Raw genomic sequence first — 13123 nt, 5'->3', positions numbered from 1 at the left:
GCTTTTTTTTATTTCAAAGGCGGTAAGGCTCGTTGTCGGTGGGGTACGGCACGTTTCTCTCGAGAATGGTGAGATCGAACTTCACCGGATCTCCAGGTTTATTACCGTAACTATAGATGTCTGGATCGTACATTTGTGCTCCATTGATGACGCCTGAATTACGAGCTTTCATATAAACGCTGGTCGTATTCGTCTTGATGTCGTCGAGCGTGATGATGTTGAAACTGGCGTCGAGTAAATTGAACGAAGTGGTTTTTCCGCCGGCTGCCGTATAGGCACCCAGTGTGCCCTCTCTATTGGTGCTGAAAAATTTTCCGAAATAGCCAGCGCTGCGAATCTGTAGGTTGTAGTAGTTTTCGTAACATCTGAAATATACGATCATCTGCTTTAATTGGAAATTTCCTGGATTGGTCGTTAGCCAGTTCCACTGCAAGGAAGGTCTGTGATCATAGGGTGATCTGAGTTGAAACCAGCTTTCATGCAGCTCTTCCTCGAAAAAAGTAATCTCGGAGTTGTCGCATGCAATGTGTGCGATAAAAGATCTCTCCTGTTCAGTGCTCATATTACCCCTTTGTTTGCATGTATCGAAGTGCAGCTTTTCACATAACTGCGAACGATGGGCGGTTTGTATACAGTGTTCTTGATATCAGGAGTACGGCTCATTACTAGTTGGATAAGGAACGTTTCGCTCGAGAATTTTCAGCTCGAACTGCACGACGTTTCCATGAGGGTCGCCGCTAAACCATTCATAGGCAGGGGTTTCTTCTAACTTGATGGTCGACGCGCTTCGGGCCTTCAAGTAAATGATGGCTTCGTCGCCCTGAATACTATCGAGTGTGATGATTCGTTGGTGGGTATCCAACAAGTTGTATGAGGTGGTATTGCCGCCAGCGGGCAGGCAGGCGGCAAGATTCCCATTGCTGTTTTTGCTGATAAAGTTTCCGAAACAAGCTGCACTGCGAATTTGGATGTTGTAGTAATCCTCGTAACATCTGAAGTAGGCAATCAAATCATCGTTGTCATCTGAGGTCGTCAGCAGGTTCGGTTCGTTGCCTGATAACCATCCACGAATAAAGCCCAGTTTTGCAGCACCACATCGGATGCGAGCGATGAAAGATTTTTCCTGTTCGGTACTCATGAGTTCGTCCTTGTCTGGAAGAGCCTTGCGTCATGCAAGACTTAAAAGGTTAGCGTTGTCGCTGCGAATGTCGCGGGAAGCATCAGGTATAAGGCACATGTTTGGTTGGGTAAGGAACATTTCGCTCCAGTATCTTCAGCTCGAACTGAGCGGGTGTTCCGGAATGATCACCAAAAGTATTGAATTGCTGATGTTTTTTCCGGACGCCTGGATCGCGCAGCTGATTTTTGCGTGAATTGATGAGGCCTGCATTCCGGGCTTTGAAATAAACCCTCGCTTCATCCGTCTCAATATCGTCCAGGGTTATGATGTTTAGGTTTGCGTCGAGCAGATTGTATGATGTGGTGTTACCACCCGCCGGAGGGTACGCCCCGAGACTGCCGTCTTCACTCTTGCTGAAAAACTGTCCGAGGAAATATTTATTACGAATCTGTATGTTGTAGTAGTTCTCGTAGCACCTGAAATATACGATCATTTCGAGATGTAGGTTTTGCTGGCCTACGCGCTCCTCGGCGAACGCGCGACTATCCGGGAGTCCTCCGCTCATCGACCAGCCATATGAAGATCTGCTGAGTCTTTCCTCATGATCATAACTGGTCAGCAAGTTTGGCTGCGGTCCACTGAGGATATACTTCTCTTGGAGAAAACCCAGGTAATCACCGTTGTATCGGATACGTGCAATAAAAGATCTTTCTTGTTCGGTACTCATCATAGCGTCCTTGTTTGAGTAGGGTGGCATCTTTGCCGAATTAAAATAATACACCGGTCGATTATTGATACTTACAAAGTATTGCGTTGTGTTGCTTGTCGTTTTGACAAGTGGGTGGGAGGGTAGTGAATACCTTGTTTCGAATAACCTCTTCGAGAACAGTCCCGAAGAGGTCGTTCATGTCAAAGTGATTTGCCGTTGTTTCGGTGGTCGAACATTGATACTTCACTGGTTTGTTGAGTCAGTAAACCAGCCAGCGACTGGTCGAACTTCTGCAGCGCTCGAACTTGAACGTTTTGCTGTTCATTAATATCCGCCACGATTTCTTCACTGCGTTTGTAATCCGCCCATACCGGACTCAATGCTTTGGCATCGTGCCCATGCGCTGTGCCAATGTAGTTGAAGTTTCTGTCGTAGAAATCCGCGCTGACATCCGCTGAGACATCCGAACTGCGGGAAGTGATCAACTGACTGCGGCTGTCCACAATGGCGACCACATCAGGTTTCGCGGCTTTGAGGCTTTCCATGTCCGGGTACACCGACACTGAGCCGAACTGACGCTGCAACGAAGCCTTGACCCAGTCCACTGCCAGATCCGGCTTGGAGGTGGCCACGTAGGCGTCGTGGATGGGCTGCACCAGCAGGCTCTGGCCGAAACCGGTGCCGGCGTTGGCCTGGTAATCCTGCAGATAGGCGCGATTGGTCTGGGTGTTTCGGCTATAGACGATACCCAGAGACACATTCGCACCGCTGGCAACCTGTGTCGCACTGCTGCGGCCAACCGGTTGAGTGAAAATCCCATCGAGCGACGACACCGCCGTGGGCGCCGTGGGAATTGAGCAGCCGGTTAAAGCAATGGTTATTACAAAGGTACTGGCAAGTGCACGTTTCATGGTGTTACTCCAGTGAAACAACCTGAGTCGGCAAGTTAAGAGCGCCGGTAGTAGCCGGCATCAGGTTTTAGACTAAACCTGTCGTTCCCTAATGAAACAGGCACTCGCGGCTTATATCGAGAAATGAATAGTTTTGTTTGGCTTAACCCGCACTGATTAATAGCGTTGAGAAATAAAAAGGCCCGAAGTTGTCATTCGGGCCTTTTTATTTATACATCGGTGCTCAGCTATCAGTTTTTCAAGGGGATCAGCACTTTCTCATCCGGCGACAACACCATGAACACCAGCAACTTCGCAGGCTGGGTGGCACTGGCATTTTTCGAGACCAGATGCTCCGAGCCCGCCGGCTCATACCAGTATTCACCGGCCTTGTAGGTGATCGCTTTTTCGCCCTTCACTTGTGAGGTTATTTCTCCGGAAAGGACATACGCCATCGCGGTGCCTTGGTGTTTGTGGGCAATGGACGATTGGCCGGGCTCGTAGTCGACCTCGATCATCATTGCTTTCTTGCCGAGAACGTTTTTCAGCAGTTGGTCCTGCAACACGGTGACTTTTTCCGAAGGGTCGCCTTCGTGGGCGAAAGCCGCAGCAGAAACAGTCAGGGCCAGGGCGGCGAGGGAAGCGGTACAGAAACGCAAAGCTTTCATGGTTTATCACCTGCGCAGAGTAGTTGTCGTAAACCACATTAATCCGCAAGTAACGGCAAACAAACGGCCAATTTTCTGGAAGGTCAGGTGACCAATCAAAACGCGGCGAAACGTGTAGCAGCTGTCGAGCCTGCGAGGCTGCGTTGGCTCGGCAGCTGCTACAAGGTTGCTGCAAGGTTGCTGCAAGGCTTCGTTTTTTTCAGCGAATCGGAAAACTGTTGAAATCCACGGCATTGGCCAGTTGGCTGTCAATCAGCCCGATAAAACCCTGGACTTCAGGGCAGTTGAAATGCGATTGCATGGCCGCTTCCGATTGCCAGCGTGCACTAACGCTCCAGCGGTTACTGTCCTCTGGGCAGCGGTCGACCATATAGGAATCACAGCCCGGAAGTTCGCGCAGGGTTTCGACAATCTTTTGCAGTTGCTTGCCCAGCTCTTCCGTTCGGCCGGGGGCGGCCTGCACCTGTACGGTGTTGATCACATCATTGGACATTGCTCACACTCCTGAATCAGGCCGGACGAATCCTGCTCACTGAGGGATAACGCCTATGCAGGATAGGCTTGCACCCCCGGACCACCAATAGCCAATCGCCGGATAAACCCCCACACCAATGCGTCAGGCCAGTTGCTGCAAAATGTCGCGCAAGCGGTCCAGGGCGGTGTCGATGTCCAGGGTTTCGATGGCCCCGAACCCCATGAGAAGTCCGGCCTGTGGCGCTTGCTGATAATAAAAGCCTTCAATCGAATAGAGCCCGACTTCAACTTTTTTGGCCAGTTCGATCAGTAAAGGCATATCGATAGGCACTTTGCACATAACCACCATGTGGAAACCTGCCGTGGAAGGCACCGCCTCCAGCCAAGGAGAAAGGTCGGTGGCCACGCGCGTGAGAATCCGCTCGCGCCGCCCGGCATAAATCGTATGGCAACGTCGAATGTGCTTGAGCAGGCAGCCTTCAGCGATGAACTTGGCCAGCGCCCATTGGGGCAGGGTGGACGTGTGCAGATCGGTCAATTGCTTGGCGCGGATCACCGCTTCAAGAATCGCCGGTGGCAAAATGGCGTAACCGAGGCGCAGTTCCGGCAACAGGGTTTTCGAGAATGTCCCGACGTAAGCGACGATGCCCCGCTCATCCATGCTTTGCAGCGAGTCGGTAGGTCGGCCTTCGTAACGAAATTCACTGTCGTAATCGTCCTCGATGATGATTGCACCCAGCTCATAGGCCCGTTCGAGCAACGCGATCCGCCGCTCCTGGCTCATCGGAATACCCAGCGGGAACTGGTGAGACGGCGTCACATAAATCAGTCGCGTTCCCAGCGGAATCTTGTCCACCTGGATACCCTCGGCATCTACCGGCACGCCGATCACGGTAGCGCCGTGGCTGCCAAACAACAGGCGGGCAGGCGGATAGCCGGGATCTTCCATGGCCACAATGTTGCCGGGGCGAGTCATTACCCGTGAGATCAAGTCCAGCGCCTGTTGCGCGCCGTTGCACACCACCACGTCTTCGTCCTGGCAATTGACCCCGCGAGAAAACGCAATGTGCCGGGCAATCGCATTGCGCAACGCCGGCAAACCTTCAGGCAGGCTGTACAAACCCTTGGAGCCGGCCATCTGGCGCAAGGCATGGGAGGTGCAGCGACGCCAGTCGTCCTGGGGAAACTGTCCCTTGCTGGTGGCGCCGCCGATAAAGTCATAGCGCAGCGAGCCTTCCAGGGTCGGGTGACGCAGAAACACCGGGAGGTTGCGCCAGGACTCGATGACCTCGGCACTGGCCAGTTCCGAGTGGCTTTGCTTGCGGGTGACTTTTGACGGTCTGGCGTTGACGTAAGTGCCTTTGCCGATCACGCCGGTGAGGAAGTTTTCGTACGTCAGTTGCGCGTAGGTATCAGAAATGGTCTTGCGCGAAATACCCAGTTGTTCCGCCAGCAAACGGCTGGGAGGCAGTTGTGTCCCGGCGGCCAGGCGCCCGGATTCAATGGCGCTACGCAGCTGTGTATAGAGCTGGCCGGTGAGGTCCTTGCGGCCATTGATGACAACATGAAGTTCCATACCGGCGGGGCTCCCGGAGCTGTTGAGCGCGTGTGCGTCGCGCCAGATTACCTGCATGAGGGCTCGCGCAGTAGTTGCGTGGGCGAAAAACCGAGGATTGGTCTGAGGCCAGGGTGGTCCACGGTTTTTTCGCATAATTGGACCTGTAATCGTCCTCCTTGAGCGCCTACCGTAAAGCGTATCCATCGACACTCGAGGCTCGCCATGAATTCCCGTCTGGATTACTACAGCGCATCACCCAAAGCGATGAAAGCCATGATCGCCATGGAAGCGCTGACCAGTAACCTCAGTATCGAACAGCCCTTGCTGCACCTGATCAAGATCCGTGCCTCGCAGCTCAATGGCTGCGCGTTCTGCACTGACATGCATTCGGTAGACGCCCGGCGTTTGGGGGAGACCGATCGCCGGCTGTATTCAGTCGTGGTCTGGCGCGACAGCGGTTTTTTCAATCCCCGCGAGCGCGCCGCACTGGCCTGGACCGAAGCGGTGACCTTACTCTCGCAAAGCCACGTGCCGGACGATGTCTACGCCCAGGCCCGTGAGCAGTTCAATGAAAGCGAAATGGTCGACCTGACCGTTGCCGTCACCGCGATCAACAGCTGGAATCGCCTGGCCGTGAGCTTCAGACAAACCCCCAGCGCCTGATGCGTTGATGCCCCCACCTGTCACAGTGAATTCATCAATAGTGCGCAAGATGAAGCTTTCACCGACAGATCGACAGGGAGTCAGCGATGCCAACGATCGAAACCACCCGCACCCGCTACATTGATCCCGTGCTGGCGCGGTCTTTCCGGGTCAGCGCCCGTTGTGGCTGCTTCACACAAGCGGCTCGCAGCCTGAACATCAAGGCGACCCAATTGCGCAAGCAACTGGCGCAGCTGGAAACGCAGCTGCAGTGTTCGCTGTTCAATCCCTCGGACAATGGCGTGTCGTTGAGTCGCGATGGTTTGGAGTTTCAGGCGCACTTGATCGCCTTGGCCCATGAGCGCGACTTACCGGTGATCGAGCAGCCCCTGATACGTCTGGCCGTGGCCGAACCGATCCTGCATGACATCCTCGGCCGTGACCTGATCTCGCTGGTAAGACGTAACGCCAGCGTTCGACTGGATATCGTCACTCTGGATAGCGAGCTGTCACTGCAAGCGATCAGTGCCGATGTGGTGGTGTGGCTGGCGGGCACCGACTCGCCGCTGCCCGGGCCCAGTTTTAACGTCGGTGAGCCGCAGCGTCTGGCGCGGCTGGGCTACGTGCCGCACATCTCCAAGCGCTATTCGCGGGTCGCGGCGAGGCCGGAAAGTCATGATGACCTGGCCGATTTTTTATTGGTGCAATGGCAGCATGACCGCCAGCTCGATGCGTTCAATCCCTGGAACAGCCTGGTGGATCAACGCCTGGCTGCAGTGGTGCGCGTGCACGCCTACGAGCTGATGCTGGAGATGATCCGCTCCAGCGCCTGCATCGGGCTCGTGCCGCACTACATGAGTCAGCTTGACCGAGGGCTGGTCGCATTGCCCGGGTTGTTCGAACAACCGATGGAGCGCCAGGTGTGGATGGCGGTCAATACCGAGTCGCAAGGACAGCCTGATGTGCAGATGCTCGTCGAGCTGATCGAGAACACCTTCAACGAACGACGTGAATGGTTCCAAGCCTGAACACAACACCACTGTGGGAGCTAGTCTGCTAGCGATTACGGTCTGCCAGTCGATATCCATGTTGCCTGACACACCGCTAATCGCCAGCAGGCTAGCTCCCACATTGGATCTCGCCACAGTCGACGATGGCGTTATAGAGTAAGCAGCCATGTCTGCATCAAGGATGAATCACCCATGTCGCTTTCCGACTTCGTCATCACCCTCGAACGCTTCAACGAAACGCACCTCGACGGCATTACCGCCCTCTACAACGACCCGGTGGTCACGCGCCAGGTGCTGCAGATGCCGTTTCAGACCGTCGACGTCTGGCGCAAGCGCCTGGCGTCGGACAATGAGCGCGTGGTGCAGCTGGTTGCGCTGCATCAGGGCACGGTCATCGGCAATCTCGGCCTTGAACAGTACTCGCGGATTCGGCGCAGCCATGCGGGCAGCCTCGGCATGGGTGTCGCGTCGGCGTGGCAAGGCAAAGGCATCGGCACAAAACTGCTGACTGCCGCGCTGGATATCGCCGACAACTGGATGAACCTGCGACGGGTCGAGCTTTCGGTCTACAGCGATAACGAAGCGGCCATCGGCTTGTATCGCAAGTTCGGCTTCGAGACCGAAGGCTCGTTGCGCGACTATGCCGTGCGTGACGGCGTCTATGTGGATGCCTTGAGCATGGCGCGCCTGCGTCACATGCCTGGCACCCATTGATTCAGTCACCCAATGCAAACGCCACCGCCGCCTGTGCATGCAGTTCGGTGGTGTCGAGCAAGGGCAGGGTGCTGTGTTCGGGTTTGATCAGCAGGCCGATTTCGGTACAGCCAAGGATGATGGCCTGCGCCCCACGTCGGGTGAGGGATTCAATGACTTGTTGATAGACCTTGCGTGAGGCCTCGCTGATCACGCCGACGCACAACTCGTCATAGATGATCCGGTGCACGGCCTGGCGCTCATCCGTCTCGGGCACCAGCACACTCAGCCCTTGCGCAATCAGGCGATCCTTGAGGAAGTCCTGTTCCATGGTGAACGCCGTGCCCAGCAAGCCAACCTTCAGTGCGCCCATGTTGACGGCAGCCTGGCCAGCCGGGTCGGCAATGTGCAGGAACGGAATACTGATAGCGTCCTGAATCTGCCCTGCGACTTTGTGCATGGTGTTGGTACACAGCACCACGCACTCAGCGCCACCCGCTTGCAGCCGTTGCGCCGCGTCCACCAGAATCGCCGCCGCATCGTCCCAGCGCCCCGCATGCTGGGCCTGCTCGACCGGGCCGAAATCGACGCTGTGCATGAGCAGTTTTGCCGAACGCAATGGCCCCAGCCGGTCGCGAACCTCTTGGTTGATCAGACGGTAATACTCGGCGCTGGATTCCCAGCTCATACCGCCGATAAGGCCGATGGTGTGCATGGTGTATTCCTGTGGGTTTGAAGAAAAGCAGAGTGCCGTGGATCGGCATTCAGATCCACCGCAAAATGCCGTTCAGGCTTTTAGTCAAACATCGGTAGCGCGCATCTGCCATGCTCAAAGTCCGCAGCACTGCTTCAACCAAAGGAACACCGCAATGGACGACGTAAAGCAACTGGGTGAGATGCTTCGCCAATACGCAGAAAGCGAAGCGCACAAGAAACAACTGTTTGAGTCGCAATCGGCTGTGTGGGCAACGCGCATTGGTGAAGTGTTCGATCAGATCCAGCAATGGCTGGAACCGGTTCAGACGCCGAACTTGCTGGAAGTCAAACGCGAGGCATATGTCGCCTTCGGGCCGAGCGTTCCGGTCGAAACGTCGATTTTCAAGACTGAAAAACTCAGCATTGTCATCGCCGGCAAGCCTGTGGAATTCGTCCCGGACGTCATGGGCACGGGCGGTCAGATTTCTTTGGCGGTCATGGGCCTGACGGCCGCGCGCTACGGCAGCATTTCGCTGGTCTGCCTGCCACCGTCCGCTAGCTGGCAATGGCGCAAGACCAATGGCTTGAAAGACCCGGATACGTTCGCTTTCGATGCTGACTTTTTGGCGCAGCAGCTGCAGAGCCTGATTCCTCGCGAACGTGGCTGATAACCGGAAACATGGCACCTCCCTCTGTAGGAGTGAGCCTGCTCGCGATTGGCGTTGTGTCAGTTACCAAATTGATTGATACACCGCCATCGCGAGCAGGCTCACTCCTACAGGGGTTGTGGGTGGATTAGATATCGAGGTTGATCCAGCCTGGTTTCGCCTCTTCCGGCGCGACCGCTTTCACTTTCAACCCGGTCGCCATTTCCACCCGCCGCGCCACCTCCGGGTCATCGGCAAACGGAATCAGGCTCGCATCCTCCAGGCTTTGCGCGGTCTGGCGCTTGAAGCAATACTCGACCGCCAGCCAGAGCGCGATCACCGCCACGCCATTCATCATCAGCTCGAACATTGCGGTTGCTCCCTTCAGGCAATCTGCGCTTCGCGTTCAGCCATCGCCACATCGGCGACCCGCACCGTGCGCCACACGTTGTAAGCCATCAGCAGCATGCCGCTCAGGAAAAACACGCCACCGACAAACCGCACGACGAACCCCGGATGACTGGCCTGCAGCGCTTCGACGAACGAGTAGGTCAACGTGCCGTCGTCATTGATCGCGCGCCACATCAACCCTTGGGTGATGCCGTTGACCCACATCGAAGCGATGTACAACACCGTGCCGATGGTCGCGAGCCAGAAGTGCGTGTTGATCAGCGGCGTGCTGTGCATCTGCTCGCGCCCGAAGACCTTCGGGACCATGTGATAAACCGCGCCAAAGGTGATCATTGCGACCCAGCCCAGTGCGCCGGCGTGCACGTGGCCGATGGTCCAGTCGGTGTAGTGGGAGAGGGCGTTGACGGTCTTGATCGCCATCATCGGCCCTTCAAAGGTCGACATGCCGTAGAAGGCCAGGGACAGCACCAGAAAACGCAGGATCGGGTCGGTGCGCAACTTATGCCAGGCGCCTGACAGCGTCATCATTCCGTTGATCATCCCGCCCCAGCTTGGTGCCAGCAGGATCAGCGACATCGCCATGCCCAGCGACTGCGCCCAGTCCGGCAGTGCGGTGTAATGCAGATGGTGCGGACCGGCCCAGATGTACAAGGTGATCAGCGCCCAGAAGTGCACGATCGATAACCGATAGGAGTACACCGGACGATTCACTTGCTTGGGTACGAAGTAATACATCATCCCGAGGAATCCAGTGGTCAGGAAAAAGCCCACCGCGTTATGCCCGTACCACCACTGGACCATGGCGTCGGTGGCCCCGGCATACACCGGATAGGACTTGAACCAGTCCACCGGAATCGACAGGTGATTGACCACGTGCAACATGGCAATTACCACGATGAAGGCGCCGAAGAACCAGTTACCTACGTAGATGTGTTTGGTCTTGCGCTGGACCACAGTGGTGAAGAACACAATGGCGTACGCGACCCAGACTACGGTCATCCATACCGCGCCGGTGAATTCGATTTCGGCGTATTCCTTGGTGGTGGTGTAGCCCAGGGGAAGGCTGACCAGCATGACCACGATCACCGATTGCCAGCCCCAGAATGTGAACGCTGCCAGCTTGTCTGAAAACAGGCGTACCTGGCAGGTGCGCTGCACGGCGTAATAACTGGCGGCGAATTGTGCGCTGCCGGCGAAACCGAAAATCACCAGGCTGGTGTGCAGCGGTCGCAGGCGGCCGAAGGTGGTCCATGGCAGGTCGAGGTTCATCTCGGGCCACACCAGTTGCGAGGCGATCCACACCCCCATCGCCATCCCCACGACACCCCAGACGATGGTTGCCACGATGAATTGGCGCACGACCTTGTAGTTATAGGCCTGGCCGGTTGTTGCTGTGCTCATGGTCATTGCTTCCACGGTTGCAAAGTAGTGCCAGGCCACCCGGCCTGACAGGTCCTGCACTGTAGAAACCCTGCCCGAAACAAAACAGACTCAGAAAAACGTCATTTATACGGATCAGATTAGCAGGCACATCTGCGGCGTTTTGCCGCTCGCTGATATGGTTTTTCAGTCTTGAGACGAAGGTGCCCCCAACTGACCTGCGCGCTGCCCAATCCATCCGAGAAGCACTGAGCAGATCCCGTGCGGTGGCAATGCGTACCGCTTTCACCGGATCACTCAACCACGGCGTTAACAACGGCGCTCGTTCCTGGCCAGTCCTTGACCTGCTCGCTGTCACAGCCCTGACACTGCTGCTCATCGACCATCTTCGCTGGCGCCTGCGACCGGTTGCGGCTGGGCCCGACTTCTGCAGTCCATGCGCGTTTGCCGTCAGACGCGCGTTCAAGCTCAGTGCAGCTTTGCCGGATGACCGGCGACCGTCAAATAACGGTTGTAGGCGTACGTACGCCGTTAAACAGCCAGGGTGATTTTTCGTACAACATCTGTTGCTGTGTCTATACCTGTAACACTCTTACCCGTAATGTTGTGCGCTTACTTACAGGAGTTACCGCATGAAGCTAGCGTTAATGATGAGCACGCTGTGCATTGCCTCGATCGGAGTTGTGGGCTGTGCCAGCAAAGTTGTTGAACCCGACCAGTACTCGGGCTTTCTCAAAGATTACAGCCAACTCAAGGAAACCGAGTCACCGTCAGGTGCTACGGTGATGCGCTGGATAGATCCCAAGCTGGACGTCAACAAGTACAACAGCGTTTACATCGAACCGACCCAGCTTTATCCAAAGCCTCAGCCAACCGTGAAAATTCCTCAGGCAACCCTCAACGGTATTACCAGCTATTACGATCAAGCCCTCAAGCGTGAAATCGGCAAATCCTTGCCATTGGCCGCAGGCCCAGGTCCTGGTGTGATCGTGGTGCGTGCCGCCATCACTGCCGTCAGCAGCTCCACCGAAGGCCTCAAGCCGTATGAAGTGATCCCGATCGCACTGGTCGCCGCAGCGGTCAGCACGGCCAGCGGTATTCGTGATCAAGAAACCGACCTGGCCACTGAAGCGGTGTTTCTTGATGGCAGCGACAACCACGTAATCGCCCAGGTGGTGCGCAAAGGCACCGGTAAACCGCTGGAAAACGATTCCCAGGTCATGAAAGCCGATGACGTCAAAGGCGTTCTCGATGGTTGGGCTGCGGATCTGCATCAGTCTTACCTGAAGCTCAAGTCCAAGTAATGTATCGGGGCTGATGGCCTCATCACGAGCAGGCTCGTTCCCACATTTGATCTCTGGTGTACACGGACCTGGTGGGAGCGGGCTTGCTCGCGATGGCGGTATCACGTGCGCGACATCACTCCGCTCGACTGCCTTGCAGTCGCGAAGCATTTAGCTAACCGGATTTCTCTGTTGCATTGCATGCGTACTTATTGAGGACGCTTCGCGACGTGGCGGGAGCAAGCCGCCGAGCCACAGGGGTGGTCATGGTGCTGAGGGTCGCGTGGGCGATTTCCAGAGTCCCGCTTCAGGACTTCTTGACCTGAGCCCGCACTCTTTCTTCCTGCTCACGCAATTCAGGAGTGAACTCCTCACCGAAATCTTCCGCCGAGTACACCGGACGAATCTCGATCTCGGCGTCGGTGCCTGGCATCGGGTTAGGGCAGCGCTTGACCCAGTCGATGGCTTCCTGCTTCGACTTCACTTCCCAGATCCAGTAACCGGCGATCAGCTCCTTGGTTTCGGCGAACGGGCCGTCGATCACCGTGCGCTGTTCACCCGAGAAACGCACGCGGGCACCTTTGCTGCTGGGTTGCAGGCCGTCGCAATCGATGAGGATGCCGGCCTTGGCCAGTTCCTCGTTGTAGTTGCCCATGGCGGTCATCAGTTCTTCGCTGGGCAGTACTCCCGCCTCTGAGTCGGTGCTGGCTTTTACAATGATCATGAATCGCATGGCTTTTCTCCGCAGGGTTGGTTGGATTCACGAGTAGTCGAATGGCGGCCATCCAAATCGACAGGGTGAGCCACGAAAATGTCCGGCGGCAGAAGTTGTATCCAATTCATTCGACAGAACTTCACAATTTGTATCTGGGCATAGGTCGCCGGCCCATTTCATGGTTAACTTCTGCCTCGTCGAATTCTCTCTATCAACGTTCAGAAGGA

16 protein-coding genes are annotated in these 13123 nt (G+C 55.9%); 5 read left to right on the top strand and 11 right to left on the bottom strand.

The features are described from left to right. Positions 1–13: 13 nt before the first annotated feature. From H7698_RS25885 to pdxR, 7 genes are all read right to left on the bottom strand, one after another. Positions 14–562: a hypothetical protein gene (locus H7698_RS25885; RefSeq protein ID WP_194693231.1), complete on the bottom strand. Its 549-nt coding sequence runs from the start codon at positions 560–562 to the stop codon at positions 14–16. Between the two features lie 84 nt (positions 563–646). Continuing rightward, positions 647–1138 carry a hypothetical protein gene (locus H7698_RS25880; protein ID WP_194693230.1) on the bottom strand — a complete coding sequence of 164 codons (492 nt, stop codon included), beginning with the start codon at positions 1136–1138 and terminating at the stop codon, positions 647–649. An 82-nt stretch (positions 1139–1220) separates the two neighbouring features. After that, positions 1221–1847 (bottom strand): hypothetical protein, encoded by a 627-nt coding sequence (locus H7698_RS25875; RefSeq protein WP_194693229.1) that lies wholly within the window; start codon positions 1845–1847, stop codon positions 1221–1223. A 182-nt stretch (positions 1848–2029) separates the two neighbouring features. Next, positions 2030–2740 (bottom strand): ATPase, encoded by a 711-nt coding sequence (locus tag H7698_RS25870; protein ID WP_194693228.1) that lies wholly within the window; start codon positions 2738–2740, stop codon positions 2030–2032. Positions 2741–2970: 230 nt separating this feature from the next. Next, entirely contained in the window at positions 2971–3387 is a 417-nt protein-coding gene (locus H7698_RS25865) for a cupin domain-containing protein (RefSeq protein WP_194693227.1), read from the bottom strand. A 199-nt stretch (positions 3388–3586) separates the two neighbouring features. Further along, entirely contained in the window at positions 3587–3880 is a 294-nt protein-coding gene (locus H7698_RS25860; RefSeq protein ID WP_162436736.1) for an antibiotic biosynthesis monooxygenase family protein, read from the bottom strand. Positions 3881–4003: 123 nt separating this feature from the next. Continuing rightward, positions 4004–5437: a MocR-like pyridoxine biosynthesis transcription factor PdxR gene (gene pdxR, locus H7698_RS25855; RefSeq protein ID WP_194693226.1), complete on the bottom strand. Its 1434-nt coding sequence runs from the start codon at positions 5435–5437 to the stop codon at positions 4004–4006. A 204-nt stretch (positions 5438–5641) separates the two neighbouring features. Here pdxR and H7698_RS25850 point away from each other — a divergent pair, with 204 nt between their 5' ends. The 3 genes from H7698_RS25850 to H7698_RS25840 all read left to right on the top strand — a co-directional run bounded on the left by H7698_RS25850 (position 5642) and on the right by H7698_RS25840 (position 7785). Next, positions 5642–6082, top strand: coding sequence for a carboxymuconolactone decarboxylase family protein (locus H7698_RS25850; protein WP_194693225.1), 441 nt, complete (start codon positions 5642–5644; stop codon positions 6080–6082). Positions 6083–6168: 86 nt separating this feature from the next. Continuing rightward, the gene (locus H7698_RS25845) at positions 6169–7089 is read left to right on the top strand and encodes a LysR family transcriptional regulator (protein WP_194693224.1); all 921 of its coding nucleotides are present in this window, start codon (positions 6169–6171) and stop codon (positions 7087–7089) included. A gap of 174 nt (positions 7090–7263) precedes the next feature. Next, complete coding sequence (locus tag H7698_RS25840) at positions 7264–7785, top strand: GNAT family N-acetyltransferase (protein WP_194693223.1); 522 nt, start codon at positions 7264–7266, stop codon at positions 7783–7785. 1 nt (position 7786) lies between these two features. Here the strand turns inward: H7698_RS25840 and H7698_RS25835 are convergent, their stop codons facing one another. After that, a complete protein-coding gene (locus H7698_RS25835; RefSeq protein WP_194693222.1) occupies positions 7787–8479 on the bottom strand; it encodes an aspartate/glutamate racemase family protein in 693 nt (230 codons plus the stop codon). Positions 8480–8633: 154 nt separating this feature from the next. On the opposite strand from H7698_RS25835, the gene H7698_RS25830 reads away from it, so the two are divergent. Beyond that, positions 8634–9128, top strand: a complete 495-nt coding sequence (locus tag H7698_RS25830; protein ID WP_194693221.1) for a hypothetical protein — start codon at positions 8634–8636, stop codon at positions 9126–9128. Positions 9129–9255: 127 nt separating this feature from the next. Here the strand turns inward: H7698_RS25830 and H7698_RS25825 are convergent, their stop codons facing one another. Together H7698_RS25825 and ccoN are read right to left on the bottom strand one after the other, a co-directional pair. Next, positions 9256–9477, bottom strand: a complete 222-nt coding sequence (locus H7698_RS25825; RefSeq protein WP_194693220.1) for a cbb3-type cytochrome c oxidase subunit 3 — start codon at positions 9475–9477, stop codon at positions 9256–9258. A 14-nt stretch (positions 9478–9491) separates the two neighbouring features. Then, a complete protein-coding gene (ccoN, locus tag H7698_RS25820) occupies positions 9492–10919 on the bottom strand; it encodes a cytochrome-c oxidase, cbb3-type subunit I (protein ID WP_162436728.1) in 1428 nt (475 codons plus the stop codon). A gap of 611 nt (positions 10920–11530) precedes the next feature. Here ccoN and H7698_RS25815 point away from each other — a divergent pair. Continuing rightward, on the top strand, positions 11531–12202 hold the full coding sequence (locus H7698_RS25815; protein WP_194693219.1) for a DUF3313 domain-containing protein: 672 nt from the start codon (positions 11531–11533) through the stop codon (positions 12200–12202). Between the two features lie 286 nt (positions 12203–12488). Here H7698_RS25815 and H7698_RS25810 read toward each other — a convergent pair whose 3' ends face one another. Beyond that, complete coding sequence (locus tag H7698_RS25810; RefSeq protein ID WP_194693218.1) at positions 12489–12914, bottom strand: YciI family protein; 426 nt, start codon at positions 12912–12914, stop codon at positions 12489–12491. Positions 12915–13123 lie beyond the last annotated feature (209 nt).

Source organism: Pseudomonas sp. p50(2008) (assembly GCF_015351605.1).
Lineage (GTDB): Bacteria > Pseudomonadota > Gammaproteobacteria > Pseudomonadales > Pseudomonadaceae > Aquipseudomonas.
The sequence above is the reverse complement of the archived record's forward strand: the minus strand, read 5'-3'. Positions and strand labels throughout refer to the sequence as shown.

What these genes read in the sequence shown, in the direction of transcription:
- H7698_RS25810 (WP_194693218.1), bottom strand. Translation starts at nt 12,914, where the DNA reads ATGCGATTCATGATCATTGTAAAAGCCAGCACCGACTCAGAGGCGGGA.
- H7698_RS25840 (WP_194693223.1), top strand. Translation starts at nt 7,264, where the DNA reads ATGTCGCTTTCCGACTTCGTCATCACCCTCGAACGCTTCAACGAAACG.
- H7698_RS25830 (WP_194693221.1), top strand. Translation starts at nt 8,634, where the DNA reads ATGGACGACGTAAAGCAACTGGGTGAGATGCTTCGCCAATACGCAGAA.
- pdxR (WP_194693226.1), bottom strand. Translation starts at nt 5,437, where the DNA reads ATGGAACTTCATGTTGTCATCAATGGCCGCAAGGACCTCACCGGCCAG.
- H7698_RS25825 (WP_194693220.1), bottom strand. Translation starts at nt 9,477, where the DNA reads ATGTTCGAGCTGATGATGAATGGCGTGGCGGTGATCGCGCTCTGGCTG.
- H7698_RS25870 (WP_194693228.1), bottom strand. Translation starts at nt 2,740, where the DNA reads ATGAAACGTGCACTTGCCAGTACCTTTGTAATAACCATTGCTTTAACC.
- H7698_RS25880 (WP_194693230.1), bottom strand. Translation starts at nt 1,138, where the DNA reads ATGAGTACCGAACAGGAAAAATCTTTCATCGCTCGCATCCGATGTGGT.
- ccoN (WP_162436728.1), bottom strand. Translation starts at nt 10,919, where the DNA reads ATGAGCACAGCAACAACCGGCCAGGCCTATAACTACAAGGTCGTGCGC.
- H7698_RS25860 (WP_162436736.1), bottom strand. Translation starts at nt 3,880, where the DNA reads ATGTCCAATGATGTGATCAACACCGTACAGGTGCAGGCCGCCCCCGGC.
- H7698_RS25845 (WP_194693224.1), top strand. Translation starts at nt 6,169, where the DNA reads ATGCCAACGATCGAAACCACCCGCACCCGCTACATTGATCCCGTGCTG.
- H7698_RS25815 (WP_194693219.1), top strand. Translation starts at nt 11,531, where the DNA reads ATGAAGCTAGCGTTAATGATGAGCACGCTGTGCATTGCCTCGATCGGA.
- H7698_RS25865 (WP_194693227.1), bottom strand. Translation starts at nt 3,387, where the DNA reads ATGAAAGCTTTGCGTTTCTGTACCGCTTCCCTCGCCGCCCTGGCCCTG.
- H7698_RS25875 (WP_194693229.1), bottom strand. Translation starts at nt 1,847, where the DNA reads ATGAGTACCGAACAAGAAAGATCTTTTATTGCACGTATCCGATACAAC.
- H7698_RS25850 (WP_194693225.1), top strand. Translation starts at nt 5,642, where the DNA reads ATGAATTCCCGTCTGGATTACTACAGCGCATCACCCAAAGCGATGAAA.
- H7698_RS25885 (WP_194693231.1), bottom strand. Translation starts at nt 562, where the DNA reads ATGAGCACTGAACAGGAGAGATCTTTTATCGCACACATTGCATGCGAC.
- H7698_RS25835 (WP_194693222.1), bottom strand. Translation starts at nt 8,479, where the DNA reads ATGCACACCATCGGCCTTATCGGCGGTATGAGCTGGGAATCCAGCGCC.